The 24,170-nt window shown below is 64.4% G+C and carries 27 protein-coding genes; 20 read left to right on the top strand and 7 right to left on the bottom strand.

Annotated features, from left to right (window positions below; all coding sequences use genetic code 11):
- Window positions 1–106: 106 nt before the first annotated feature.
- Together ACVWWQ_RS07145 and ACVWWQ_RS07150 are read left to right on the top strand one after the other, a co-directional pair.
- Window positions 107–847 carry a hypothetical protein gene (locus ACVWWQ_RS07145; RefSeq protein WP_133948463.1) on the top strand — a complete coding sequence of 247 codons (741 nt, stop codon included), beginning with the start codon at window positions 107–109 and terminating at the stop codon, window positions 845–847.
- Window positions 848–951: 104 nt separating this feature from the next.
- Complete coding sequence (locus ACVWWQ_RS07150; RefSeq protein ID WP_133948461.1) at window positions 952–1,428, top strand: DUF6491 family protein; 477 nt, start codon at window positions 952–954, stop codon at window positions 1,426–1,428.
- 25 nt (window positions 1,429–1,453) lie between these two features.
- On the opposite strand, the gene ACVWWQ_RS07155 is transcribed toward ACVWWQ_RS07150, so the two are convergent.
- Window positions 1,454–1,870 (bottom strand): universal stress protein, encoded by a 417-nt coding sequence (locus ACVWWQ_RS07155; protein ID WP_099653371.1) that lies wholly within the window; start codon window positions 1,868–1,870, stop codon window positions 1,454–1,456.
- 258 nt (window positions 1,871–2,128) lie between these two features.
- On the opposite strand from ACVWWQ_RS07155, the gene ACVWWQ_RS07160 reads away from it, so the two are divergent.
- The 8 genes from ACVWWQ_RS07160 (at window position 2,129) to ACVWWQ_RS07195 (ending at window position 6,930) form a co-directional block, all read left to right on the top strand.
- Complete coding sequence (locus tag ACVWWQ_RS07160) at window positions 2,129–2,587, top strand: hypothetical protein (RefSeq protein ID WP_099652911.1); 459 nt, start codon at window positions 2,129–2,131, stop codon at window positions 2,585–2,587.
- A gap of 100 nt (window positions 2,588–2,687) precedes the next feature.
- Window positions 2,688–3,221 carry a peroxiredoxin gene (locus tag ACVWWQ_RS07165; protein WP_133948459.1) on the top strand — a complete coding sequence of 178 codons (534 nt, stop codon included), beginning with the start codon at window positions 2,688–2,690 and terminating at the stop codon, window positions 3,219–3,221.
- The gene (locus ACVWWQ_RS07170; RefSeq protein WP_133948457.1) at window positions 3,221–3,694 is read left to right on the top strand and encodes a sensor histidine kinase; all 474 of its coding nucleotides are present in this window, start codon (window positions 3,221–3,223) and stop codon (window positions 3,692–3,694) included. Before ACVWWQ_RS07165 ends, ACVWWQ_RS07170 begins: the two co-directional genes overlap by 1 nt.
- A 109-nt stretch (window positions 3,695–3,803) precedes the next feature.
- Entirely contained in the window at window positions 3,804–4,556 is a 753-nt protein-coding gene (locus tag ACVWWQ_RS07175) for a DUF2884 family protein (RefSeq protein WP_133948454.1), read from the top strand.
- A gap of 89 nt (window positions 4,557–4,645) precedes the next feature.
- Window positions 4,646–5,221, top strand: a complete 576-nt coding sequence (locus tag ACVWWQ_RS07180; RefSeq protein ID WP_133948452.1) for a DUF924 family protein — start codon at window positions 4,646–4,648, stop codon at window positions 5,219–5,221.
- Window positions 5,222–5,248: 27 nt separating this feature from the next.
- Window positions 5,249–5,521 carry a DUF2845 domain-containing protein gene (locus tag ACVWWQ_RS07185; protein ID WP_099652906.1) on the top strand — a complete coding sequence of 91 codons (273 nt, stop codon included), beginning with the start codon at window positions 5,249–5,251 and terminating at the stop codon, window positions 5,519–5,521.
- 38 nt (window positions 5,522–5,559) lie between these two features.
- Window positions 5,560–5,868, top strand: a complete 309-nt coding sequence (locus ACVWWQ_RS07190; RefSeq protein WP_099652905.1) for a DUF2845 domain-containing protein — start codon at window positions 5,560–5,562, stop codon at window positions 5,866–5,868.
- Window positions 5,869–6,078: 210 nt separating this feature from the next.
- Window positions 6,079–6,930, top strand: a complete 852-nt coding sequence (locus tag ACVWWQ_RS07195; protein WP_133948450.1) for a mechanosensitive ion channel domain-containing protein — start codon at window positions 6,079–6,081, stop codon at window positions 6,928–6,930.
- Window positions 6,931–6,955: 25 nt separating this feature from the next.
- Here ACVWWQ_RS07195 and ACVWWQ_RS07200 read toward each other — a convergent pair whose 3' ends face one another.
- Both ACVWWQ_RS07200 and ACVWWQ_RS07205 read right to left on the bottom strand, forming a co-directional pair.
- Complete coding sequence (locus ACVWWQ_RS07200; RefSeq protein ID WP_133948448.1) at window positions 6,956–10,543, bottom strand: M1 family aminopeptidase; 3,588 nt, start codon at window positions 10,541–10,543, stop codon at window positions 6,956–6,958.
- A gap of 105 nt (window positions 10,544–10,648) precedes the next feature.
- Complete coding sequence (locus ACVWWQ_RS07205; RefSeq protein ID WP_099652902.1) at window positions 10,649–11,533, bottom strand: ABC transporter ATP-binding protein; 885 nt, start codon at window positions 11,531–11,533, stop codon at window positions 10,649–10,651.
- 226 nt (window positions 11,534–11,759) lie between these two features.
- On the opposite strand from ACVWWQ_RS07205, the gene aceF reads away from it, so the two are divergent.
- The 4 genes from aceF to ACVWWQ_RS07225 all read left to right on the top strand — a co-directional run bounded on the left by aceF (window position 11,760) and on the right by ACVWWQ_RS07225 (window position 16,634).
- A complete protein-coding gene (gene aceF / locus ACVWWQ_RS07210; protein WP_133948446.1) occupies window positions 11,760–13,136 on the top strand; it encodes a dihydrolipoyllysine-residue acetyltransferase in 1,377 nt (458 codons plus the stop codon).
- A gap of 62 nt (window positions 13,137–13,198) precedes the next feature.
- A complete protein-coding gene (locus ACVWWQ_RS07215; protein ID WP_457383345.1) occupies window positions 13,199–14,224 on the top strand; it encodes a mechanosensitive ion channel family protein in 1,026 nt (341 codons plus the stop codon).
- Window positions 14,225–14,251: 27 nt separating this feature from the next.
- Entirely contained in the window at window positions 14,252–16,099 is a 1,848-nt protein-coding gene (gene lpdA, locus ACVWWQ_RS07220) for a dihydrolipoyl dehydrogenase (protein ID WP_133948444.1), read from the top strand.
- A 187-nt stretch (window positions 16,100–16,286) separates the two neighbouring features.
- Window positions 16,287–16,634: a glycine zipper 2TM domain-containing protein gene (locus tag ACVWWQ_RS07225; RefSeq protein ID WP_133948442.1), complete on the top strand. Its 348-nt coding sequence runs from the start codon at window positions 16,287–16,289 to the stop codon at window positions 16,632–16,634.
- A 167-nt stretch (window positions 16,635–16,801) separates the two neighbouring features.
- Here ACVWWQ_RS07225 and ACVWWQ_RS07230 read toward each other — a convergent pair whose 3' ends face one another.
- Window positions 16,802–17,305 carry a Spy/CpxP family protein refolding chaperone gene (locus ACVWWQ_RS07230; protein WP_133948440.1) on the bottom strand — a complete coding sequence of 168 codons (504 nt, stop codon included), beginning with the start codon at window positions 17,303–17,305 and terminating at the stop codon, window positions 16,802–16,804.
- Between the two features lie 134 nt (window positions 17,306–17,439).
- On the opposite strand from ACVWWQ_RS07230, the gene ACVWWQ_RS07235 reads away from it, so the two are divergent.
- The 3 genes from ACVWWQ_RS07235 (at window position 17,440) to ACVWWQ_RS07245 (ending at window position 20,392) form a co-directional block, all read left to right on the top strand.
- The gene (locus ACVWWQ_RS07235) at window positions 17,440–18,141 is read left to right on the top strand and encodes a response regulator transcription factor (protein WP_133948438.1); all 702 of its coding nucleotides are present in this window, start codon (window positions 17,440–17,442) and stop codon (window positions 18,139–18,141) included.
- Window positions 18,138–19,493 (top strand): sensor histidine kinase, encoded by a 1,356-nt coding sequence (locus ACVWWQ_RS07240; RefSeq protein WP_133948436.1) that lies wholly within the window; start codon window positions 18,138–18,140, stop codon window positions 19,491–19,493. Before ACVWWQ_RS07235 ends, ACVWWQ_RS07240 begins: the two co-directional genes overlap by 4 nt.
- A 113-nt stretch (window positions 19,494–19,606) precedes the next feature.
- Window positions 19,607–20,392, top strand: coding sequence for a hypothetical protein (locus ACVWWQ_RS07245; protein ID WP_133948434.1), 786 nt, complete (start codon window positions 19,607–19,609; stop codon window positions 20,390–20,392).
- A gap of 241 nt (window positions 20,393–20,633) precedes the next feature.
- Here ACVWWQ_RS07245 and ACVWWQ_RS07250 read toward each other — a convergent pair whose 3' ends face one another.
- Window positions 20,634–21,005 (bottom strand): YciI family protein, encoded by a 372-nt coding sequence (locus ACVWWQ_RS07250; RefSeq protein WP_099652894.1) that lies wholly within the window; start codon window positions 21,003–21,005, stop codon window positions 20,634–20,636.
- Window positions 21,006–21,160: 155 nt separating this feature from the next.
- Here ACVWWQ_RS07250 and dapB point away from each other — a divergent pair, with 155 nt between their 5' ends.
- Window positions 21,161–21,961 carry a 4-hydroxy-tetrahydrodipicolinate reductase gene (gene dapB / locus ACVWWQ_RS07255; RefSeq protein ID WP_133948432.1) on the top strand — a complete coding sequence of 267 codons (801 nt, stop codon included), beginning with the start codon at window positions 21,161–21,163 and terminating at the stop codon, window positions 21,959–21,961.
- Between the two features lie 4 nt (window positions 21,962–21,965).
- On the opposite strand, the gene ACVWWQ_RS07260 is transcribed toward dapB, so the two are convergent.
- Together ACVWWQ_RS07260 and ACVWWQ_RS07265 are read right to left on the bottom strand one after the other, a co-directional pair.
- Entirely contained in the window at window positions 21,966–22,445 is a 480-nt protein-coding gene (locus ACVWWQ_RS07260) for a hypothetical protein (protein WP_133948430.1), read from the bottom strand.
- Complete coding sequence (locus tag ACVWWQ_RS07265) at window positions 22,442–23,023, bottom strand: sigma-70 family RNA polymerase sigma factor (RefSeq protein ID WP_133948427.1); 582 nt, start codon at window positions 23,021–23,023, stop codon at window positions 22,442–22,444. Before ACVWWQ_RS07265 ends, ACVWWQ_RS07260 begins: the two co-directional genes overlap by 4 nt.
- A gap of 117 nt (window positions 23,024–23,140) precedes the next feature.
- Here ACVWWQ_RS07265 and ACVWWQ_RS07270 point away from each other — a divergent pair, with 117 nt between their 5' ends.
- Window positions 23,141–23,467: a DUF6249 domain-containing protein gene (locus ACVWWQ_RS07270; protein ID WP_099652885.1), complete on the top strand. Its 327-nt coding sequence runs from the start codon at window positions 23,141–23,143 to the stop codon at window positions 23,465–23,467.
- Window positions 23,468–23,527: 60 nt separating this feature from the next.
- Complete coding sequence (locus tag ACVWWQ_RS07275) at window positions 23,528–24,157, top strand: trimeric intracellular cation channel family protein (RefSeq protein ID WP_133948425.1); 630 nt, start codon at window positions 23,528–23,530, stop codon at window positions 24,155–24,157.
- The last annotated feature ends 13 nt before the right edge of the window (window positions 24,158–24,170 follow it).

Genomic DNA, 24,170 nt, shown 5'->3' on the forward strand with positions numbered 1-24,170 from the left:
TCGAACCCGTGCTGAAGGTGCCGCCCAGGTGCCGCGCAACGGTTGCGTGGCGGGCGTGCAAGGCGACAAGCTTCGGTATCCGACTTTCCTTGAAGGCAAGGTACGCATGAAATTTTCCAGCTTCCATCAGGCCGCGCTCGCGGCTGCGGTTGCCGCGCTTCTCGTGGCGTGCTCCGGCCCCGCCGGGGCGCCGGCGCAAGATGCGGGCAAACCAGCCGTGTCGGCCCAGTCGGCGGACGCGGCGCGCAACCTCGATACCTATCGCCAGCTGCTGCGAATTCACAACGACGAGATGTCCGTGACTTTGGGCAAGGACATCGTCAAACGCTTCCCTGACAGTGACGCAGCGAGGGAGGTGCAGCAGACCTTGCCCGACATCGAGAAGCGTTACACCGCAGCGAGCGAGAAGAACCGCCTTGAACGACTGTGGCTGTATCAGGTGTCGCCGATGGCCGGTGGCACGCAGTCCACGGCCACCATCGACAACAGCAAGCCGGCAACCGGCGACCGGGTGCGATTGGTACTGCGTCGGCACACGAGCTGGGGCCAGAGCGTCTTCCTCTATGGCAGCAAGCCGGGCTTCGTGTGTCGTGGCAATTGCAGCATCGCCACCGTCGTCGATGGGCGTCCGGTTTCCATCAAGGCCTTTGCGCCTTCCACCGGCGAGCCGGCGTTGATGATCCGCGACGACAAGGCGTTCATCGCCATGCTGGGCAAGGCGAAGAAAGTCAGCATGGACGTCACCCTGGTCGACGGGGAGAAAAAGCAGACGCTGGTCTATGAAGTGGCCGGCTTCGACCCGGCGAAGTGGGTGACGGTAGCCAAGAGCAAGCCAGGCAAGAAATAGCCCGACCGGGCAGCCTGGCTGCCCGATGAATTGGGCAGCCTCCCACGGTCATCCGTGGCGCCGCCGATGCGTTGGGAGGATCGTGTCCCACGGAGGATCGCACCATGAACCCGTCATCCCTTGTCCCGCTCGGCGCGCTGATGCTGGCGTTGTCGAGCGCCGGCTGCTCGAGCGTGCCGTACGCGCAACGCATGTCGCAACGTCAGTCGGCCTATGTGGCGGCGGCGGGCGCGCCCGTCCACAGCTTTCGCTTTTTCAGCCTGTATTCGTGGGAGCCGCTGAGCGACACCGAGCTGGCCGTCTATACACGGCCGAACGAAGCCTGGTTGCTTGATCTGGGCGGGTGTCAGGACCTGATGTTCACCAACACCATCGGCCTCACCTCGAACCTCCATCAGGTGATGGTCGGCTTTGACCAGGTGCTTGCCGGGCGGCGAAACTTCCCCTGCACCATCACCGGCATCCGCCCGGTCGACGTCAAGAGTCTGAAGGTCGCCCAGGAAAAGCAGCGGAAGATCGAGGCTGCCGCGCGCGCCGAACGGCCGGCCGCCAAACACGCCGAGGTGCCGCGGAGCGGGTGATGGTTCGCGGCGGGGTTGACCCCGCTCAGCGCACCACGGTCACCGGCACGTGGGCGCGCGCCAGCACATTGCCGGACACCGAACCCAGCAGCCATCGGGCAAGTGCTCCGCGTTCGGTGTGACCGATCACGATGTGGTCGATGCCGTGTTGCTCGACCTGGCTCAGCAGCACGTCTCCGGGGCTGCCATAGGCCAGTTCCACGTCGACCATGTGGTCGGCATCCGGGACGATCGAGCGCAGTTCCTGCAGCAATTCCTGCACGCGCAGGGTGCCGGAGTCGGCCATCATCAGTGCGGACATGTCAGCGCCGCCTTCGGTCACCTGCAATACGGACACCACGCGAACCCGACCGCCGGCGCAGCGTGCCAGATCGACCGCGAACTGGAAGGCGCGCTGTGACACTTCCGAGCCGTCGTAACCCACCAGCGAATGCTTCACCATCATGTTCCTTTGTGCTGCACGGCCACGGCGCCGTGGCATCGAGTCTAGGCACGCACGCGCTTCGCTCACAAGCCCGGTGGATGGGTTTTCATGCTGCGAGGCGAAGTATTCGGGAATCTGAATGGGCAGTCATTCATCTGCACGCCTTTATCACGTCGCACTGCACAAGATTCATCGCATCGCACTGATGGCGGCCCGATTCGGGGCTGACAAGGCAGTGCGTCTCAACCGTTGTTCGTACACTCAAGGAGATGAATCATGATCAAGCGTACTTTTGGAATGGCTGCTCTGGTAATGGCCTGCGCGGGCGCCATGACCGTCCTTCCGACGAGCAGTGCACAGGCGGCCGAGGCCACTGTCAAATGCGACCTGGTCTACAACCTGTCCGGCTGGTCGCTGATCTACAAGCATGCTGAAGGCACCGGCATGGTCACCTGCAGCAACGGCCAGAGCTCAAAGGTCAAAATCGCCGTGGTCGGCGGTGGCCTGACGGCGGGCAAGTACCACATCGACAACGGCAAGGGTGAGATCACCAAGGTGCACGGCATTGCCGACGTCTTCGGTGACTACGCCCAGGCGGGTGCCGAGGCGGGCGTGGTCAAGAGCTCGACCGCTCAGGTGCTGACCAAGGGCACCACCTCGCTGGCTCTGGCCGGCACCGGTGAAGGCGTGAACCTGGGCATTTCGGTGGGCAAGTTCACCATCAGCAAGCGCTGAGTACGGTCATTGCCGGATAGAAGGAAGGGCGCCGTCGGCGCCCTTCCTTTTTCGTGCGCGTAAACTGCGGCATTGACCTACTCGATTGGAGAATCTGGCCATGCGCCGTCTTGCCTTTCTGCTCGCCCTGACGGGCTTGTTCGCCATGACCTCGCCGGCGGCTTTTGCCGCCATGCCTCAAACCGGCGATGTGGCACCGGCATTCCGCTTGCAGGACCAGAACGGTCACTGGCGAGCACCGGCAGATTTCCGCGGCACCTGGCTGGTCATGTATTTCTATCCGAAGGACTTTACGCCCGGATGTACCACCGAGGTCTGCACCTTCCGCGATAACATCGCGACCCTGCGCAAGGCCGGTGCCCGGGTCATCGGTGTCAGCCTTGATGACGTGAAGTCCCACGCCGAGTTTGCGCAGAAATACCACGTGCCTTTCCCGCTGCTCGCCGACGAGAATCGTCAGGCGGCAACGCGCTATGGCGTGCTCGATTCGCACGCCGGCGCCCACTACGCGAAGCGCACCACCTTCCTGATCGACCCGCAGGGGCGGATCGCCAAGGTCTATGCGGATGTCGATCCCGGGAAGAACTCGGCCCAGGTGTTGGCCGATCTGGCCAGCCTGAAGGCAGCGCGCTGATGTCGTCGGCAACGGGAGGCGCGGCGTCGGCCAGCCGGCGTTTTGCCGTGTGGGCTATCGGTCCATGGGTGTTGTTGCTGCTGGCTGCGCTCGGCTCGGTGCAATACCTGCGGCATGGCGAATATGTCTATCTCGCGGCGGCCTTGCTGGTCATCGTGGTCTGCGCCGGTTGCATCCTGCGGCAGGCCTGGTCGAGACCGGCGATGCAGGTATTGGCGGTGCTGCTGGCGGCGTGGTCGCTGGTGACCGCGGTGCTGATGTTGCAGCAGTGGGGCGATTTTGCTATCGCCCGTCAGCACGCGCTGGCGCAGCCGCAGATGGGTGAAGTGGCGCTGTGGATGATCGAACGCGCCAAACGCACGTGGCAGGTCGGGATCGCACTGAAACTGCTGGCCGTGCCGGCGCTGCTGTGGCTCGCCTGGCGGCTTGGTCGACCTTCCGTTCGCCTGCAGTTTCGCTCGCGTCCGAACTGAGCGGCGGCGTCTACGGTTGATGCATGTTCCCGTTGTTGCCGTCCGGTGTTCAGCAACGGTTGGCTCACTGGCGGTTATCGCTTGATCCATCGCTTCCAGGAAGGCATCCATGCCAATCCGCACCGTTTTCGCGCTGTTGCTGTCTCTCTCCGCCACCTGCGCGGTCCATGCCCAGGATCTGGCATCGACCTGCCATGCCAGCAGCAGTTATGACGTCACCCTGAAACGCGGCAGCGTCATGTTCGATCGGCCCTCGCCGGCGCCATTTCATGTGGAGCTGCAGCAAGGCGTGCTGCGCACCGATGGCGTGGCGGTGAAATTGAACGCCGAAAATCAGGACCGAATGACTCTGTTTGAGCGGGAGTTGCGCGATCTGGCCCCTCGCGTTCGCACGGTGGCACGCAACGGCGTGGACATCGCGGCGCAAGCCTTTCGGGCCGAGGCCGACGGCATGGGGCTCAGCGCGGACACCCGTGCGGAGTTGCAGCGGCGACTGGACACGCATGCCGCGGAACTGAAACGCCGCATCTCGAGCAGCCAGAGCACACACGACTGGCAGGGCGACGCCGCCAATCAGGCGATGAGCCAGATCGCGGGCGACCTGTTGCCGTTGCTGGCGGCCGACCTCGGCCAGCAAGCCATCAATGCGGCGCTGTCCGGCGACCTGCAGACCGCGGCCGCATTGCGCGATCGTGCCGCCGACTTGACCACCGACCTGCAGCCACGATTGCAAGCGCGGATGCAGGTATTGCGGCCGCAGATCGAGGCGTTATGTCCCTCGATCCAGCGACTGGCGTCGTTGCAGCAAGGCGTTCGCGACAACCATGGGCAGCCACTGAACCTGCTGCAGGTCGGTCACTGAATCGCGCACGGGGATCATCTGTCCGCGTGGTTGCACTGTCCTCATTCGGGCAGGCATAGTCCAAGGTCCCCGTCGCCGATGGATGAACCGTGCAAACCACCGCCCAGGATATCCTCGATTTCTGGTTCGCCGAGGCGAACGCGGCGCACTGGTTTGTTGCCAGTCCCGCCTTGGACGCGCAAATTCGTGAGCATTTCGGTGCGGCGATGCAGGCCGCGGCGAACGGACGGCTGGACGACTGGGTGGCGACGCCATCCGGTTGGCTGGCCCTGCTGATCCTGCTCGACCAGTTCCCGCGCAACGTCTATCGGGATGACCCGCGTGCCTGGGCCACCGACCCCGCTGCGCAGCGCATGGCGTTGTCAGGTTTGGCCCGTGGTGATGACCGGCAACTTCCCGCCATCCAGCGGGTATTCGCCTACCTGCCGCTGGAGCACGCGGAGGATCGCGCGCTGCAGCAACGGTCGGTGGCATTGTTCGAGGCGCTGCAACGGGAGGCAGCTGTCGAGCAGCGCCAGCAGTTCGACAATTTCCTGGATTATGCTCGGCGTCATCGCGAGGTGATCGATCGCTTCGGGCGGTTTCCCCATCGCAACGCCGTGCTCGATCGCGCTGATACGCCGGAAGAAGCGACTTATCTGACTCAGCCCGGCGCCGGCTTCTGACAGCAGATTCCCCACGGAGTTACCACCATGCGCACACTCATTCTTTCCCTGTTGCTGGTTTTCAGTGCGACCGCGCAGGCCGGCCAGACTCTGCGCATAGGTCAGCAGGTGCTGACCGTGGGCGATACCGCGACACGCGCCATGGCACTGCTCGGCACGCCGGGTTACAGGGAGCCGCTGGAAAACAAATTCGGCGCACGCGTGGGTGAGCAGTGGCAATACGCCCGTGAGGGCGGCCATGTGATCGTGCTGACGATCATCAATGGCAAAGTCGGTGATATCGACGACCGGCGCCAGTAACCGTCAGCAAACCGAACCATCAGACCAGGGAGCAGGTCATGCGTATTCTTCTTGTTGTGGCGTTGTTCGCCATCAGTGCCGCGGTGCAGGCATCCAGCACCTTGCGCGTCGGCAATCAGGTGCTGGTTGCCGGCGACAGCCGTGAGCGGGTCGTGGATCTGCTGGGCAAACCAAGCTCGAAAACCCATGCACGCAAGTCGCGCAGTCGCGGCAGTCGCCGCGGCGGCGTGCGAGTGGTGGATCGCAACGAGGGCGGCGAGCGGTGGCGCTACCGGCGCGATGGCCATGTCACCGTGGTGACTCTCGTGGATGGCAAGGTTACCGACATCGAGGACGACCGGCTCTGACGCGAATGGCGCTTGCTTGGGGACCGCCATGCTCGCGAGGGTGCCATTCGACAGCGACGTGGTGCGAGCGCAATGACGGTTGTGGCAGGCGCGACTTGCAGCGATCGCCTGCAGGATTGCCCTGTCCTGGCGCAGCGGCGTCGTGCAGATATCACGCAGGGTTCCCGGCGGTTTGTTAGGCTCGTGGGGTTTTCCGCCTGAGTTCAAGTGATGCAAGATTTCCTCGACAAGCTGCTCGGTACCGCGCTGTCCGCCAGCGTGATTCATGCCGGGCTGAACCTTCTTTTTGCCTTGCTCATCCTGCTGGTGGGGATCTGGGTGGCGGCGCGGCTGGCCAACTTCAGTCGCCGCGCGCTGCAGCGCGCGAGCGTGGACGACACGCTCAGTGGCTTCCTGCGCAACCTGATCTACGGCGTGCTCGTGGCGATGCTGATCGTGATGGCGCTGACCCGTGCCGGAGTGCCTTCGGCGCCGCTGGTCGCTGCGCTTGGTGCCGGTGGACTGGCGATCGGGCTGGCGCTGCAGGGCTCGCTGAGCAATCTGGCCTGGGGCGTCTTGCTGGTGATCTTTCGGCCATTCCGGGTCGGTGATTTCGTCACCGCCGGTGGTATCGACGGCACGGTGCAGAGCATCAACCTGATGCATACCCTGCTGTTGTTGCCGGATGGCCGCGAGGCGGTGGTGCCAAATGGCAAGGTCGGCGCCGACGCGATCGTCAACTACAACCGTCGCGGCACGCGGCGCTTCGAGTTTAAGCTGGGCATCGGCTACAAGGACGACATCGGCGCGGCGATGGCCGAAATCCGGCGCCTGTTCGACGCCGACCCACGCATCCTCAAGAACCCCGAGCCCGGCGTGTGGACGGTCGGGCTCGGCGAGAACTCGGTGGACCTGGTGGTACGCGCGTGGACGGCCACCGGCGATTTCTGGGCCGCACAAACGGACTTGCTGCGTGCGATCCGTGAACACTTCGACGCCGCCGGCATCAGCCTGCCCGCACCGCGCCGCGAATTGACCATCGTCCAGGGCGTCGTGCCGGGAACGGCATCCCGGCAGTCCTGACTTCCGCTCGGCGACCGCGCCGGCCCTATGGCAACGTGACCCCGCGGCGGTTGTCGGTGGAGACCTTGTCGATCAACTCGTTGTAAGGGTCCACGCCCGCCACCGCGGGCTTGCCGTCGACCACCACGGTGATCGTGCTGTCGCCATCGGTCAGCACGCGCTTCTGCAGATACAGCGGCTTGCCGTCCCTGCCGCCGCCGGGCGAGGCGGCGAACACGCCGATCTCGATCGGGATGTCGGGCCTGGCCGCGGTTTCCTTGCCGGCGCCGTCCACGTAGACCTTGCCGGCATGCACCTTCAGGGTCACTGCGTATTTGCCATCCGGCAGCTTCTTCGCGGTCGCGTCGGTGATGCGGTTGTCGAACAGGGTGATCTTCCAGAAGAAGTCATCCAGCATCGACTTCCATGGCGGCCCGGCCGTCTGGTTCAGCGCGTCCATGAATTCCCTCGACGTGGTGTAGGGTGGTTGCTGGAAGCCCTTGTCGATCAGGAATTGCTTCAGCATCGCGTTGAGCCTTGCTTCACCGATGTAATCCTGCAGCGCGTAGAAGATCAGCGAGCCCTTGCGATAGTGGATGTACGGCTGGTTCTCCACCTTCGCCAGCGGCTCTTCGGCCAGCGTCTCGGTGGCGCGGCCGACCAGGTAGGCATCCAGTTCGTATTTCAGGAACTTGTGCATCTGGTCGGCGCCGTACTTGTGCTTCATCACCATCAGCGAGGAGTACTGCGCCAGCGACTCGCTGAGCATGGTCGAGCCCTGCATGTTGGCGCCGATCACGCGATGCGCCCACCACTGGTGCGCCACTTCATGCGCGGTGACATCGTAGACGTAGTCGAGTTTGGAGGTGTCGCGCAGGTCGGCGATGAAGCCGATCGATTCGGAGAACGGGATGGTGTTGGCGAACGATTGCGCGAATGCCGCGTAGCCCGGGAACTCCAGGATGCGCAGCTGCTTGAACTGGTACGGCGTGTAGTTGGCGTCGTAGTAGTCCAGCGAATCCTTCGCGCTCTCGATCATCCGGTCCACGTTCCAGGCGTGCGCCGGGTTGTAGTACACCGAGATGTCCACGCCCTTCCACGCGACGTGCTTCACCTCGTAGCGTGCGGACAGGAAGGCGAAGAAGTTCAGCATCGGCTTCTGCATGGTGTAGTGGAAATAGCGCCGGCCATTGGCCGTCCATTCCTTCTGCAGCATGCCCGGCGCCAGGGCGATCTGGTCAGCGGCGGTGGAAACGGTGGTGTCGAAGCTGATCCAGTCCGCGTCGTTGCTGATGTAGGTATTCGCGCGCGCCTTTTCGTCGCCGAGCTTTGGCATGCGCGGCACGTCGCCCTTGAGACCGTATTTGCGGCGGTCGTTGCGATCGGTGATCTGGTACTGCGTCTGGTAACCGAACTGCGGCAACATGCCGTTGTTGAAGAACGTGCCGTTGTGGACGAGGAAAGTGGCACCGGTATCGTTGGTGAAGCCCTTGGGGGCGTATTCCAGATCAAAGTCGAAATCCATCGACGCGCCCGGTGCCAGCGGGGTCTTCAGGCGATAGATCGTGAAGCCGAGATCCTTGTCTTCGCTGACCGTGTCATGCGGCGCGAATTGCAGCGACTTCACGGTGAATTCGTCGGTGAAGTTCACATACAGTTCGCTGATCGGCGCGTCGTGCTTGTTGACCAAGGTGTAGTGGGCGCGGATATCCAGCGTGCGCTGGTACGGATGGATGTCCACGTCGGCCTTGACCGCAGTGATGCGCGGTTGCGGCAGGTCCTTGTACTTCGCGTATTTCTTTTCGTAGTCGGCGCGTTGCTGTGTTTTCGCGGTGCTGTTGCGATAGGTATTGAGCACGTTGGTGTTGTAGTAGATCCACGCGCCGCTGCCGAGAAAACCGAGTGCGGCCAGCACCAGCACGATCAGGACGGGTGGCCGCAGCCTTGCCCGTGCCTCACGCATGCGGTCGCGCCATGCGTCGTCGGTGCCGCGAGTCCAGAACAGCGCGGCCAGCACCAGCAGCACGATGGCGCAGAAACCCCAGTAGCCGTCGAACCACAGCGCGCCGGTGAGGAAGTGGCCAAAGCCGTTCATGTCCGAATACGGCACGGTGGGACCGCTGCCGTAGTTGTACAGGTTGTGGTCCCAGTGCAACAGGCTGAGCCCGATCGAGCTTGCCGCCACCCACAGAATGCTGAGCAGGTAGCCGAGAAACTTGTTGTTCGACATCACCTGCAGGAACAGCGCCAGGACCGCGATCAGCACGAACGGGATCGCGTTCAGCGCCAGCATGCCCAGGTAAAGCCCGGGCTCCAGGTGGGTATAACCATGCGCCAGCTGCCAGCCGATGCCGACCACGGCGCCGACCAGCAGCATCAGCACGATGACCGCCAGCAGCGCACCGAACCTCGCCATCAAGGGCACCCAGTCGGGCACCGGGAAGGCATCGGTGACTTCCGCCGAGTGCTGGCTGCGTTCGCGCCACACCAGTTCGCCGGCGTAGAAGATCACGATGATGATCAGCGGCAGGCTGAAACTGCCATTGATCGCGGTCAGCACCTGATGCGTCACCGGCCACACCGGCGTGCCATAGACCAGTCCGGATGACATCAGCGAGACCAGCATCACCACCAGCGACAGCGCCAGCAATACCAGCAAGGCCACGCCACGAACGATGCCCAGCGTGTCGAACACGAATTGCGCGCGCAGCTGCTGCAAGTGGGCGCGCCACCCGTGGCCGGTGGTGACTTGCGGCAGGAGCAGGGCGGCGGTGCTGGTCGATGGCCGCAGCATCGGCGGTTCGGCGCGCTTCTTGCGCCGCGGCAGCTGCAGGCCCTCGCGGGTCGGCCGGAACAACAGGTACGCGGCGACCAGCATCAGCAGCGAAACGCCGAGCCACAGCAATCGATTGAACAGCAGCACGCCATCCAGCGCAGGCAGCATGTGGTTGGTCTGTTCGGACGACCAGTAACGGGTGACCAGGCCCAGCGTACGGCCGCCGAACGGATCCAGCATCGCGGCGATCGTGTGGCTGTCGATATTGCGGCTGAGATAACCCGCCACGCCCTGCAGCACGAAATAGGCGATCACGCCGATATAAGTGGCCAGCAGTGAGCGCGTGGTGGTGGCCAGCAGAAACAGCAGCGCGGCCATGAACAGCATGTTCGGTATCACCATCACCCCGAGCGACCAGGCGTAGCCGTGCCAGCTGGCCGGACCGACGCGCGCGGCATCGAGCCACGGCATCGCACCGCCCAGGGCCAGGCCCAGCGCGCAGATCAGCATGATCGCCAGCGCGGCCAGGTAGCCCGCGGCGAAGCGACCGCCCAGATAGGCGCCGCGACTCATCGGCGTGCTGAAGAACAGCTCCGAGGTGCGATGGTCAAAGTCGCGCAGGGCGGCGCCGGCGACGAAGATCGTGATCAGGAAGATGCTCAACACGGTCAGCACGGCAAGCAGGCGCACGATCACCAGCGGTGCATTGCGCAACACGTTGCCGCTGGCACCGCCGACGATCACCATGTCGGTGCTGGCAAACGCGAACGCCAGTGCGCCGAAGGCGGCGGCTACGATCCAGAACAATGGCGCCTTCAACTGCTGGCGCAACTCGAAGCGAAGTATCTCGAAGAACATCGGTGATCCCGGCTGGTGTAGGAGCGCACCCTGTGCGCGATGCCCTGGTCATGTAGCGCGCGAACCAGTGTGCGCAGGCGGCGCTCTGCGAAATTCGAGGTACGTTCAGGCGGCTTTGGTGGTGGCCTGCGCGCGCAGGCGGCCGAAGTAGACGTCTTCCAGGTCCGGGGTGGTTGCTTCGAAGCCCTCCTCCGGCAGCGAATCGGCCAGGACGTGCAGCAGGGTGCGGCCGCCGGCGAGGCGGGTCGACAGGATGTTCATGCGGGCGCGATAGCCGTCCAGGGCGGCTTTGTCGATGCTGCGTCGCCAGACGCGTCCTTCCAGTGAGCGGATCGCTTCGGCCGGTTCGCCGGTGAGCAGCACCTGGCCCTGGCCGATGATCGCCATGCGCGAGCACAGGTCGGTGACGTCCTCGACGATATGCGTGGACAGGATCACCACCATCCGCTCGCCCAGTTCGGCCAGCAGGTTCAGGAAGCGGTTGCGCTCTTCGGGGTCGAGTCCGGCGGTGGGTTCGTCGACGATGATCAGGCGCGGTTCGCCGATCAGCGCCTGGGCAATGCCGAAACGCTGGCGCATGCCACCGGAGTAGGTGCCCAGCTTGCGCTTGCGCACATCCCACAGGTTGACCTGACGCAGCAGGGCCTCGACCAAGTCGCGTCGCTCGGTTTTCACGGTGACGCCTTTGAGCACGGCGAAGTGGTCCAGCATCGCCTCGGCCGACACCTTCGGGTACACGCCGAATTCCTGCGGCAGGTAGCCAAGCAGCCGGCGGGTGGCCTGCTTGTCGGCACGCAGGTCCATCTGGTCCAGGGTGATCGTGCCCGTGTCCGGATCCTGCAGCGTGGCGATCGTGCGCATCAGCGAGGACTTGCCAGCGCCATTGGGACCCAGCAGTCCGAACATGCCGTTGGGAATGTCGAGCGACACCCCGCGCAAGGCCTTCACGCCATTGGCATAGGTTTTGGACAGGTCGCGTATCGTCAGCATGGGTTCCTTCCGGTGCCGCCTGGAGCGGCATGAACGTGGGATCAGACTAAGGTAGAAGGCGGCACCGCGCGTGCGCTCAAGGTCATGGATACGCCCGCGCATGGTGCCCTTCGAAGCCTCGAAGTTACACGATCCGGCATACGCAAGGGCCGCCCCTTCGCTATGATTGGCCTCTTGTATGCAGCCGCCATCCCCGAGCGGCGCGCCATAGACAGCAGGAGTCATCATGGCCGACCTCAAAGAAGCCCACGTTCCCGACATCGGCCACGCAGACGTCCCCGTCATCGAAGTACTGGTGAAGGTCGGCGATCGGGTCGAGAAGGAGCAGAGCCTGATCACGCTGGAATCGGACAAGGCGACGATGGAGGTTCCATCGCCCTACGCCGGCATCGTGAAGGAAATGAAGCTGAAGGTCGGCGACGAAGTTTCCGAGGGCGCCGTGATTGCCGTGATCGAAGCCGACGGCGAAGCCACCGCCACGCCCGCCGCTCCCGCCAAGGCAGAGAGCAAGAGTGAGAGTGCTCAGGCTCCCTCCGCACCAGCTCCCGCTCCCGCTCCCGCACCAGCAGCCGCTTCACCGGCCCCTGCTCCGGTGGTCGGTGAGGGCGTGCAGCCGGGCATCGCACCCGAGGGTGATGTGCCGGCGCAGGTACGCCCTCCCGTGGATGCGCGCATCGTGATGCCTGGTGATGCCCCCTATGCCAGCCCGGCCATCCGTGCGTTTGCGCGCGAGCTGGGCGTGGACATCCAGCAGGTGAAGGGCAGCGGCCGCGGTGGGCGCATCCAGCGTGATGACGTGAGCGCCTATGTGAAGCATGCGCTGGCCTCCGGCGCGCGTCCTTCCAGCGGTGCCTCCGCCTCGCTGGGCGGACTCAACCTGCTGCCGTGGCCGAAAGTCGATTTCGCCAAGTTTGGCGAAATCGAAGAGAAACCGCTGTCGCGCATCCAGAAGATTTCCGGCGCGAACCTGGCGCGCAACTGGGCGATGATTCCGCATGTCACCCAGCATGAAGACGCCGACATCACCGAGCTGGAAGCCTTCCGCAAGCAGCTTGGCGCCGAGAACAAGGAGCTCAAGGTCAGCCCGCTGGTGTTCCAGATCAAGGCGGTGGTGGCGGCGCTGAAAGCCTTCCCGCAGTTCAATGCCTCACTCGACGAATCGGGCGAGAAGCTGATCCTGAAGAAGTACTTCCACATCGGCATCGCGGTGGACACGCCCGATGGCCTGGTGGTGCCGGTGATCCGCGATTGCGACAAGAAAGGCCTGCTCGACCTCGCGCGCGAGCTGGGCGAGATTTCCAAGAAGGCGCGCGACAAGAAGCTCGGTCCGGCCGAGATGTCCGGCGGCTGCTTCTCGATCAGCTCGCTCGGCGGTATCGGCGGCACCTACTTCACGCCGATCGTCAACGCGCCGGAAGTGGCCATCCTGGGCGTGTCCAAGGCGGCAGTGAAGCCGGTCTGGAACGGCAAGGAGTTCGCGCCGCGCACCATGCTGCCGATGTCGCTGTCGTATGACCATCGGGTGATCGACGGTGCGCTGGCGGCACGCTTTGCGGCCTTCCTGGCCAGTCAGCTCGGCGACATTCGCCGACTGCTGCTGTAACAGGCGACCCGGTGCAGGCCACTACTGCAGCGGCAGACGCCGGGCGGATGCAGTCCGCTCCGGTGTCTGCCGCCGTCAGCAAGGGCGCCAATCACCTGAATGCCATGCTGGACCAGGGTTTCAGTCTGGGCGGCATCCGGATCACGGTGGGCTCGATTCTTGCGGGCGTACTGCTGTTCATCCTGTTCCTGCTGATCGCCGCCGCGCTCAAGCGCGTGCTGCATCGATATGGCGAACGCAACGCCCACGTCAATCCGTCTTCGCTGTATACGGTGGAGCGACTGCTGCACTACCTGTTGCTGGTGGTGGGCCTGCTTTGGGGCTTGGGCACGGCCGGCATTCCGATTGCCAAGATGACGGTGTTCGCCGGCGCGTTGGGTGTCGGACTGGGCTTTGGCCTGCAAGCCATTTTCAACAATTTCGTGTCCGGCCTGATCCTGCTGTTCGACCGCAGCCTGAAGGTGGGTGACTTCGTGGAACTGGCGTCGGGCGTGCACGGCCATGTGCGCGAAATCCGCATCCGTGCCACCCTGATCAGCACCAATGACGACATCGACATCCTGGTGCCGAATTCCGAATTCGTCACCGGACGGGTGGTCAACTGGACACTGCGCGAAGTGGCGCGTCGGCAGAAGATTCCGTTTCGCGTGCCTTACGGCACCGACAAGGAAAAAGTGAAGCTCGCCGCGCTGGAGGCCGCCGCCGCCGTCCCGTTCACGCTGAGCATGGAAGGCCCGCGCGAACCGCAGGTATGGCTGACCGAGTTCGGCGAGTCCTCGTTTCATTTCTCGCTGGTGGTCTGGCTGAATGCCGAAGCCACCCGACGCGTCGGCGCCGTGATTGCCGCATACAACTGGGCGCTGCACAGCGCGCTTGAAAAGCATGGCATCCACATTCCGTTCCCGCAGCGCGACCTGCATGTGCGCAGTTGGGTCGGTCCCGATGTACGGCAAGCCGACGGAAAAGCCGCCTCGCCCGGCATGCACCCCGCAGACAACGACGCCGCCCGTGATGTCGAGCGCGACATCGCCGAAGCGGCGATGCTCCGCCAACCCTCCCCATCTCCCCAAGATCCGGACGCCCGCTGACGTCCCGCAACACGAAGGAAACACACCATGGCCAACACCATCGAAATCAAGATTCCGGATATCGGCGGGCACGACAACGTGCCGGTGATCGAAGTGCTGGTGAAGGCCGGCGACACGGTGGCGAAGGACCAGAGCCTGATCACCCTGGAGTCCGACAAGGCGACCATGGAGATTCCTTCCACCGCCGCCGGCGTGATCAAGGAACTGAAGCTCAAGGTGGGCGACGAGGTTGCCGAGGGTGCGGTGATTGCCGTGCTGGAAATCGTCGGCGCCGCCGACACAGCATCTCCTTCTCCCCCGCGGGGAGAAGGGCGGGATGAGGGAGCACGGTCGCCGGGCAGCTCCAACGAAGAAGCGAGCAAGAGTAGCCAGCCTCCCGCAAGCCCCGCCTCACCTCAGTCATCTTCCCGTGGGGAAGAGGAGGCAAAGGTGCCGCAGGCGGCATCTTCGTCAGGAAGGGCCGCCGACATTGAATGCAAGCTCGTCGTGCTCGGCTCCGGCCCCGGTGGTTACACCGCGGCGTTCCGTGCGGCCGACCTTGGCGTCGACACCGTGCTGGTCGAGCGCTACGGCAGCCTCGGTGGCGTCTGCCTCAACGTGGGTTGCATCCCGTCCAAGGCGCTGCTGCACGCCGCCGCGGTGATCGACGAGGCGGCGGCGATGGAGGCGCATGGCGTCAGCTTCGGCAAGCCGAAGATCGACATCGACAAGCTGCGCAGCTTCAAGAACAAGGTGGTCGGCCAGCTCACCGGCGGGCTCGCCGCGATGTCGAAGCAGCGCAAGGTGCGCACGGTCGAAGGCAATGGCAGCTTCGTCTCGCCGCACGAACTGGAAGTGCAGACGAAGGACGGCGTGAAGCTGGTCCGTTTCGAGCACGCGATCATCGCCGCCGGCTCGCAGTCAGTGAAGCTGGGCATGTTTCCGTGGGACGACGAGCGCATCCTCGATTCGACCCGCGCGCTGGAAATGAAGGACGTGCCGAAGAAGCTGCTGGTGGTTGGCGGCGGCATCATCGGGCTGGAAATGGCCACGGTATATGCCGCGCTGGGCAGCGAAGTGACCGTGGTCGAGTTCATGGACCAGATCATTCCCGGTGCCGATGCCGACCTCATCAAGCCGCTGGCCAAGCGCCTTGGCAGCCGGCTCAAGGGCATGCATCTGAAGACCAAGGTGGTCAGCGCCAAGGCTGGCAAGAAGGGCATCGAGGTCGGCTACGAGGGCGACAGCATTCCCGAAACCACCCTGTTCGATCGCGTGCTGGTGTCGGTGGGTCGCTCGCCGAACGGCGGCAAGATCGGCGCGGAGAAGGCCGGCGTGGCGGTCTCCGAGCGCGGCTTCATCAACGTCGACTCGCAGATGCGCACGAACGTGCCGCACATCTTCGCGATCGGCGACCTGGTCGGCCAGCCGATGCTGGCGCACAAGGCCACGCATGAGGCGAAGGTCGCGGCCGAAGTGGTCGCCGGCCACAAGAGCCATTTCGACGCGCGGGTGATTCCGTCGGTGGCCTATACCGATCCGGAAATCGCCTGGGTCGGCGTGACCGAACGCGAGGCGAAGGAAAAGGGCCTGAAGGTCGGCGTGGGCAAGTTCCCCTGGGCGGCCAGTGGGCGGGCGATCGGCATCGACCGCACCGAAGGCTTCACCAAGCTGATTTTCGACGAGGCTACCCACCGCGTGGTCGGTGGCGGCATCGTCGGCGTGCATGCCGGCGACCTGATTTCCGAAGTGGCCCTGGCGATCGAGATGGGATCGGAGGCGGCGGACATCGGCCTGACCATCCATCCGCATCCCACGCTCAGCGAGTCGGTCGGCATGGCCGCGGAAATTTACGAAGGCACGATCACCGATCTGTACATGCCGAAAAAGAAATAGGCGGCGGAGAAGGCACATTGAAAGCCCGGACATGATCCGGGCTTTTTGTATCCCGCGTGACCGGGCACCGTCATGCAGCGAGCGCGGTGTCCGGTCTGTTCCGCATCATGAACAATGGCGGGCGACTTGACCGGTCCGTCACGTTTCTCCGGGTATCTATGGCAATCACCAAGACGGAGAAAACCGCATGAACAAATCATTGATGCTGATGGCCTCGCTGGCCTTGACCGTATCCGCACTCGGCACGATGCCTACGCCAGCGCAGGCACAGGGACGCCACCATCGCGTGGTCTGCGAGAACGTGCGAGTCAAGCACAACGGATCGAAGGATGATCACCGCATCATTGGCACCGGCCTTGGTGCAGTCGCGGGTGGGCTGCTTGGCCATCAGGTGGGCGGCGGCAAGGGCAAGACCCTGGCAACGGTAGGCGGTGCGGTGGCTGGTGGCTATGTCGGCAATCGCGTGCAGAAAAACGCGCAGAACAAGAAAACCTACTACACCACCGAACGTCGCTGTCACAACGTCTACGATTGATCGCTCCGGCCGAACGGATGCCACCGCCATGCCCCACCGATCCGGAATGAGTCGATCCGGCAGATTGGCAAATCGTTGTCCCGGAACATGGAAAGGAAGCGCACAAAAAGAAGCCCGGGTCATCCCGGGCTTCCCGTTGACAGGCGCCAGCAACGAGCGCTGACGAATTACTTGGCGGACGGCTGCGGGTGCTCCGCCCGGAACTGCTTCCACTGGGCGCGACGAGCCTGCGACTGGGCCTTGAACGTGGCGGCCTGTGCCTGCTGGGCCGGCGTCAGCACGGCGTAGATCTGCGCGCGCAGGTTCGCCATCTGCTGCACCCGCACCTGGGTCGCCTGACCTTCGGCCTGGGCCAGGCGGCTGGCAGCAGCCTGGTAACCGACCTGGTTCGGCGTCATCGCCTCGAACGCACTGCGCTGTTTCCGCAGCGCTTCGCGCGCCGGCTTGTTCTGTTCACGGCTGGTGCTGACGAGCTGCTTGACGCTGGCTTTCTGTGTGTCGCTGAGGTTGAGCTTGCCCAGCATCATCATCTGGCCGTGGCCGCGATGACCATGTCCGCCATGGCCGAAATCGCCATGTCCGGCGCCGCCGGCAGGTGCGGCCAGTGCCACGGAGCTGCCAATGGCCAATGCCGAGGCCAGAGCCAGGCCGAGGAGAGTGTTCTTGCGCATGACGTGTACCTCTGTGGGGGGGGGAGTTGTACGCCATCATTTGACGACATCGCTGCGTATATGTTCTTTGCGTATAGGTAAAGATCGGTAAAGAACGTGGTATCCCGCCGACGACACCGTATTGAATGGTCGCCATGCAGACTCCGAATCCCCCTCGCATCCTGATTGCCGACGACGACCGCGCGTTGTGCCGCCTGCTGGCCGACTACCTGCAGCGCGAGGGCTTCGTGGTGGACCTGGCGCACGATGGTGACACCGCACTGGCACGGTTGCGCAACACCGCCGAACGGCCCGACCTGCTGATCCTCGACGTGATGATGCCCGGCCGCGACGGGCTGGAAACCCTGCGCGAACTGCGCATGCAACATCGCCTGCCGGTGATCATGCTGTCCGCGCGCGGCGAACCGGTGGACCGGGTGATCGGGCTGGAGCTGGGTGCCGACGACTACCTGGCCAAGCCCTGTCTTCCGCGCGAATTGCTGGCGCGGGTGCGCGCGCAACTGCGCCGCAACGCGCCGCCCACTGCGGGCGTGGTGCAGGTCGGTAACCTGCAACTGTTTCCGGGCGAACGGCGCGCCCAAGTGGGCGAGCAGGACCTCGCGCTGACCGGCGCCGAATTCCTGCTGCTGCTTGGCCTTGCCCAGCGTGCGGGCGAACTGGTCGACAAGGCCAGCCTGACCCGGCAGGCGCTGGGCCGCGAGCTGGAGCGTTTCGACCGCAGCATCGACGTGCACGTCAGTCGGCTGCGCCACAAGCTGACCGAGGCCTCGCCGGACGCACCGCGTATCGATTCGGTGCGTGGTTCCGGCTACGTGCTGGTGGCGGCCGCCTCATGAAGCCGATCCGCACCTCGCTGTATTGGCGGCTGCTGGTCGGCTTCTGCGTGGCCAACCTGCTGGTGCTGGTGCTCGGCGGCCTGTTCGCGCGGCGCTTCGTCGAATTCACCACCACGGTGGAAATCAATTGGGCGGCATTGGCACAGGATGCCGATCAGGCCTACGAAAGCGGCGGCCGGGAAGCACTGGCGCAGTGGGTGGCGCAGCAGCGCCAGCAAGGGGTGGAAGCAACCTTGCTGGAACACGGCGAGATGCTCTATCCGATCCGGCTTGGCGGCGCGGTGCGCGCACAATTGCCTTCGCTGCTGGCGTCCGACCGCAGCGTGGTGATGCAACCGCGGCCAAGCTTCTACCTCGCCTTCCAGCAGGTCAGCGGCGACGATGGCCACGCCCGCCAGTTGCTGGCGATGAGCCGCTCGCACACGCGCCTGCGCCCGCAGACCCGCGAAAAGATCTATCTAGCCATGCAGCTGTTGTTGTCGCTGGTGTTCATCGGACTGGTCGGCTGGTGGGTGGCGCGCAGCGTGGCCCGTCCGGTCGAGGCACTGCGACGTGCCACCCGGCGCATGGCCGATGGCGAGTTGTCGGCCCGGGTCGGCAAGCAGGGCGGCATGGCCCATGACGAACTAGCCCAGCTGGCCGGCGACTTCGACGTCATGGCCGGCCGGATCGAGGCGCTGGTTGCCCACGACCGTGGCGTGCTGCAAGACCTTTCCCATGAACTGCGCTCACCGCTGGCGCGGTTGCAGTTGATCCTCGACCTGGCCCGCCGCAGCGACGACCCGGCCGAAGCCGCCCCGTACTTTCAGCAAGCCGAGCAGGAGATCGACCGGCTCGACCGCATGCTCGGCGAGATGCTGGCGCTGTCGCGAATGGAAGGCGGCCTGCCAGGCATGGACAGCGAGCAGGTGGAGCTTGCCGAGGTGGTGCAGGACTGCCTGGAGCAATCGCGCCTGGATGCGGACGCACAACAGGTAGACCTGCAGCTGAGCTGTGTCGATTCGGCGGTGGTGTCGGGCAACCATCTGCTGCTGGAGCGCGCACTGGACAACCTGCTCACCAACGCGATCAAGTTCAGTCCCGTCGGCGGCACGGTCGAGGTGGATCTGCGCATTGATGATCAGCGGTTTGCCGAGATCTGCGTGCGCGATCACGGGCCGGGCGTGCCAGAGCAGGAACTGGCGCAGCTGTTCCGGCCGTTCTTCCGTGGCAGCAACGCGGGGCGTGCCGAGGGGCACGGACTGGGCTTGGCGATCGTGGATCGCGTGGTGCGGGTGCACGGCGGCACGATTGCGGTGCGTAATGCGGAGGGTGGCGGCCTGGCGATTCGGGTGCGATTGCCGTTGGCGTGATGGTGTCGAGCTAGGCTTCAAAATTCCCCATTGCCATCACCTCATCACCACTTCTACCCGTCTGGTTTGGCGCACAATGCTCCAGGGCATCACTCCGCAGAACGGAAGCCGTCATGAGAACAATTCGCCTGGTCGGAGTGTTGGCGCTGTTGTGCCTGGCTGGCGCGGCGGTCTCAGGTACCACCGAAGCTCCCAAGGAGCGACTGGTCAAATCAATCGAGCTCCAGGCGTTCTTTCATACCGCGCACCCGTGGCAGGCACGGATCTACGAGCCTGCCGGCCAAAGTGCAGAATTTGGTCATCGGCCCATGCGCGCGTGTTTTGTGAAGCAACAGGGTGCGGTCGGCACTCACGCCGAATGTATGGCGTTGTTCAGCGATGCAGCACTGCCTGACGGGACTGTTCTTCCATTGCAGAATTTCGACAGCGCAGATCTGGAGGTTCTGCCCAGCCCGGATGGGGGACCAGGTAGACCATCCTTGGTGGTTCGCGCCTCGTTCAGTGGCGGCGGCCCCGGCCGGCTGAACGGCCTCTTTGTGTGGACCGACACCAGCCGCGATCACCAAGGGCAGTTCACTCAGACATTCAAGTCCGTCGTGAGCCAGGCAGGTGAGCAAAAGTTCGTGAGGAAGGGGCCTCTGGCTGGTGCATTTGTAGAGTTTGAGCAAGTCTATGAGGGTGACGAGGCCAACATGGAATCGCCCGTGCGTTATCAAATGGCCATCTACGAGCCTGCGCCCCTGGGCTATGTGAAGGTCCTCAGCGTACTCAGCGAAAAGCGCTACCCCAGCAACCACACGCGCGACGGTTTGCCCAACGCCATTGCTACGCTCACCCCGGCGATGAGCCGGGTGCTGAAGGCGGTCTACCCTCAAGGCGTGTCCGCGTTGCAGCAGTAAGAAGGTACGCGCCGCCTTGTTGAAGCATGGGCAACCAGCCGTCGAAAGCGGACGCCTGCCAACCCCTGAAACAGGTCGCCAAGAGACATCGAACAACGCTTCGGCAATCGACGAATCAGCGGGCAACAACCAACCATCGCTGACCGGCCGGAAGCGGATACGGCCCCGGTGACTCGCGAGGCGGTGAGATGTTTGTGGAGGACGAGGTGTCAACGCCTGCTTGAGGCTGTCGTCCAGGCCTTCATCGGGTCAGGTAGAAATCCATGGGGATGAGCTCGACGGCCCATCCGCCTTCCTCGCCCAAGGTGGCGGCCGGGTGCATGGAGGCGATGCGCAGCGCCTCGTCGTGGCTGTCCGCCTCGATAATGAACAGGCCGCCCACCACTTCTTTCGACTCGGTGTAAGGCCCGTCGCTCACATGCGTCTTGCCGCCGCGCGGGCGAAGCGTCCTCCAGTTGTCCAGGTCGCCAAGTGACGCGGAAACCAGCACCTTGCCGGTGGCACGCATCTTCTCGTCCAGCGCCGGGCATTGGCTCACCAGGGCCTTGACGTCGTCGGGCGCCATCGTTGCGAACTTTTCGGGGGTGAAGTAGGCCAGGCCGAGGTATTTCATGTGAAGTCCTTGGAGGTGGGGATGTACTGACGACGAAGCTTGTGTTCGGAGATCGACAATGCGCGGGGGAGTTTTCCGTGGAGGTCGCTGCGGGCCGACGGCAGGCACGGGCAAGAGCGTACTCTGGGCCACTCACCCGATGAAGCGAGGTCGCCATGTCACTCAAGATCTGCGTTGCCGGCGCCACCGGCTGGGCCGGCTCCGAACTCGCGCGCGGCATTGCCGCGGCCGACGATCTCACCCTGGTCGCCGCGGTGGCGCGGCGTCACGCGGGGCAGCGCCTGGGCGAGGTGCTGGGCGAGCCGCGTCTGAGTGCATCGATCTTTGGCAGTGTGGATGAGGCAATGGCGCAGCCGTGCGACGTGCTGGTCGAGTACACCCGCGCGGACAGCGCGAAGGCGAATGTGCTGGCCGCACTGGAACACGGCGTGCATGTGGTGGTGGGAAGCTCGGGCCTGAGTGACGAGGACTATGCGCAGATCAATGCGGTGGCGCGCGAGCGTGGCTTGGGCGTACTGGCCTGCGGCAACTTTGCGTTGACCGCGGTGCTGCTGATCAAGTTTGCCGAGATGGCGGCGAAGCTCATTCCGCAGTGGGAGCTCATCGACTATGCGTCGGCTGGCAAGCCGGACGCACCCAGCGGCACGGTGCGCGAACTGGCCGGTCGGCTGGGCAGGGTGCGCCAGCCGCAACTGCAGGTGCCGATCGCCGACACCGTCGGCATGCCGGAAACGCGCGGCGGCACGCTGGCCGGCAGTCAGGTGCACGCGGTGCGCTTGCCGGGGTTCGTGCTCGGTGCAGAGGCGATCTTCGGCATGCCGGACCAGACACTGACTCTGCGCCACAACGCCGGCAGCAGTGCCACGCCTTATGTGGAGGGCGCGCTTCTGGCGATCCGCAGGGTATCCGGCCTGGTCGGGCTGCATCGCGGCCTGGATGCAGTGATCGAGTGGTAGCGGCTCAGTCGTGCCGCGGATGCGCGTGACGTTGCCATAGTCCCAGCAACCAGGAGATACCGAGGCAGCCGGCCAGGGCCGCCAGCCAGCGAATGGCCGGGGCCTGCGGATGGGGCAGCAATTCGCCGAAAGCGGGCAACCACGTGCCGCCGTAGATCATGATGACGGCGACGGCGGCGATGCCCAGCACCGATACCAGTGCGCGCACCAGATGGAGTTCGAACGAGGCAGCCGACGGCGCTGACACCAAAGGCGCCGCGCCGACCCGTGCGGCCAGCTGTTGCGCGAAATCCGCCGGCAGCGACTCCGGCAGCGGTCGGCGCAGGTTGCGCGCGATCAGACGATAGCGCTGGCTTCGCGCGTCATCACCGGCGGGATCCAGATGCAGTCGCTCCCGTCGCATGGCGGTTTCCTGTGCCAGCCATTCGTGCTCCCGTGCGCTGTCATCGAAAGCGGGGATGTGGTCTTCGTCGTGCGGAATCATGCGGCAACTCCTGTCCGTGTTTCGAGCGCGTCGCGCAGGCGCAGGCGCGAGCGGAACAGATGGCTCTTGATCGTGCCGGTGGCCAGCCCGGTGATCCGGGCGATCTCCGGGATCGGGGTTTCTTCAAGGTAATACAAGGTCAGCAAGGTGCGCTGCAAGGGCGGCAGGGCCTCGATCGCTTCGTGCAGATGCCGCGCGGTTTCCTCGTCCACGCAGGCTGCTTCCAGATCAAAGCCGTCGCCGATGTTCTCGACCCGGTCCATGCCGTCGTTGTCGCTGCCCGGGTCGACCAGCGGTATGCGCTTGTGCTGCAAATGGCGCAACGCGATGGTGAAGGCGATCCGGCCGATCCATGACTTCAGCGCGCTTTCGTAACGATATTGATGCAGATACTGGTGCACACGCAGGAAGGTGTCCTGGCACAACTCGCGCGCGTCCTCGGGGTTACGCACCATGCGCTGGATGATGTGCCAGCACAGGCCCTGATGTTCGCGCACCAGGCGTTCGAACGCGCCTGGCCGGTTGGCCAGTACGGCGTCGACCAGGTCGCGGTCGGGACTGCTGCGGATGTCATCCATGGGGCAAGGGATACGCGCAGGCGGGAAACGGTTGCAACCAGCTTGGTGCAACCGTTCGCTGAATGCCCGTATCCAAGGTCATGAAGGTTCACCATCCCGCCACTCGAGGAATATCCCATGAATTTCGAAATACTGATCCCGATCACCCTGTTCATCTGTATTGCCTATGCGATCAAGGTCGTGGTCGATGCGCGGGTACGCCGCCAGATGGTCGCCAGCGGCGGATCGGAGGAGTTGGTCAACTCGGTGCTGCGCGACGAGGAACAGCGCCGGCGCCATTCCTCCCTGCGCTGGGGCATCGTGCTGTTGTCGGTGGGCGTCGGCTTCGGCTTGATCCAGTGGTTTGGCTGGCAGGAAGTCACCCCCGGGCTGATCGCCGTGCTGGCGTTGACGACCGGCCTGGGCAACCTGGCGTTCTTCGCGATCTCGCGCAAACTCGCCTGAAGCTGGTTCAATAGCGGGTATTCGCCGCGTCGACGGCATGCCCGCAGGTGAGCCGGCAGCGTGAATGAGCAACTGTTGTTCAACCTGGTCGACCTAGCCGGCACCTTCGCGTTCGCGATCAGCGGCGCCACTGCAGCCCGGCGCTGCAATCTCGATCTGTTCGGCATCCTGGCGATTGCCTACATCACCGCCTGCGGCGGCGGCATTGCGCGCGACGTGTGCATTGGTGCCATTCCGCCGGCGGGCTTGTCGGACTGGCGCTACCTCGCCACCGCAGTGATTGCCGCCCTGCTCACCATCCTGGCCTATCCGTGGGTGGAGCGGCTGACCTATCCGGTGCGGCTGTTCGATGCGATGGGGTTGGGCCTGTTTGCGGTGTACGGCGCGCACAAGGCGCTGCTGTTCGGCCACAACGCGGAGGTGGCGATCCTGCTGGGCATGGTCACGGCGATCGGCGGTGGCATGGCGCGCGACGTGTTGCTGGCCCGCGTGTCGATCGTGCTGCAGCAGGAGATCTACGCGATGGCGGCGCTTTCCGCCGCAGCGCTGTCAGTGGTTGGCGAATACTGGCAATGGCCCGCGGTATGGGCGACGTGGCTGCCGATCGTGTTGTGTTTCGTGCTGCGCTTTCTGTCGCTGCACTTTCACTGGAACCTGCCGCGGTTCGGCCGCGAGCGCGATTCGGGCTGAGGGGAATGTTTCA

The organism is Rhodanobacter sp. TND4EL1 (assembly GCF_054061035.1).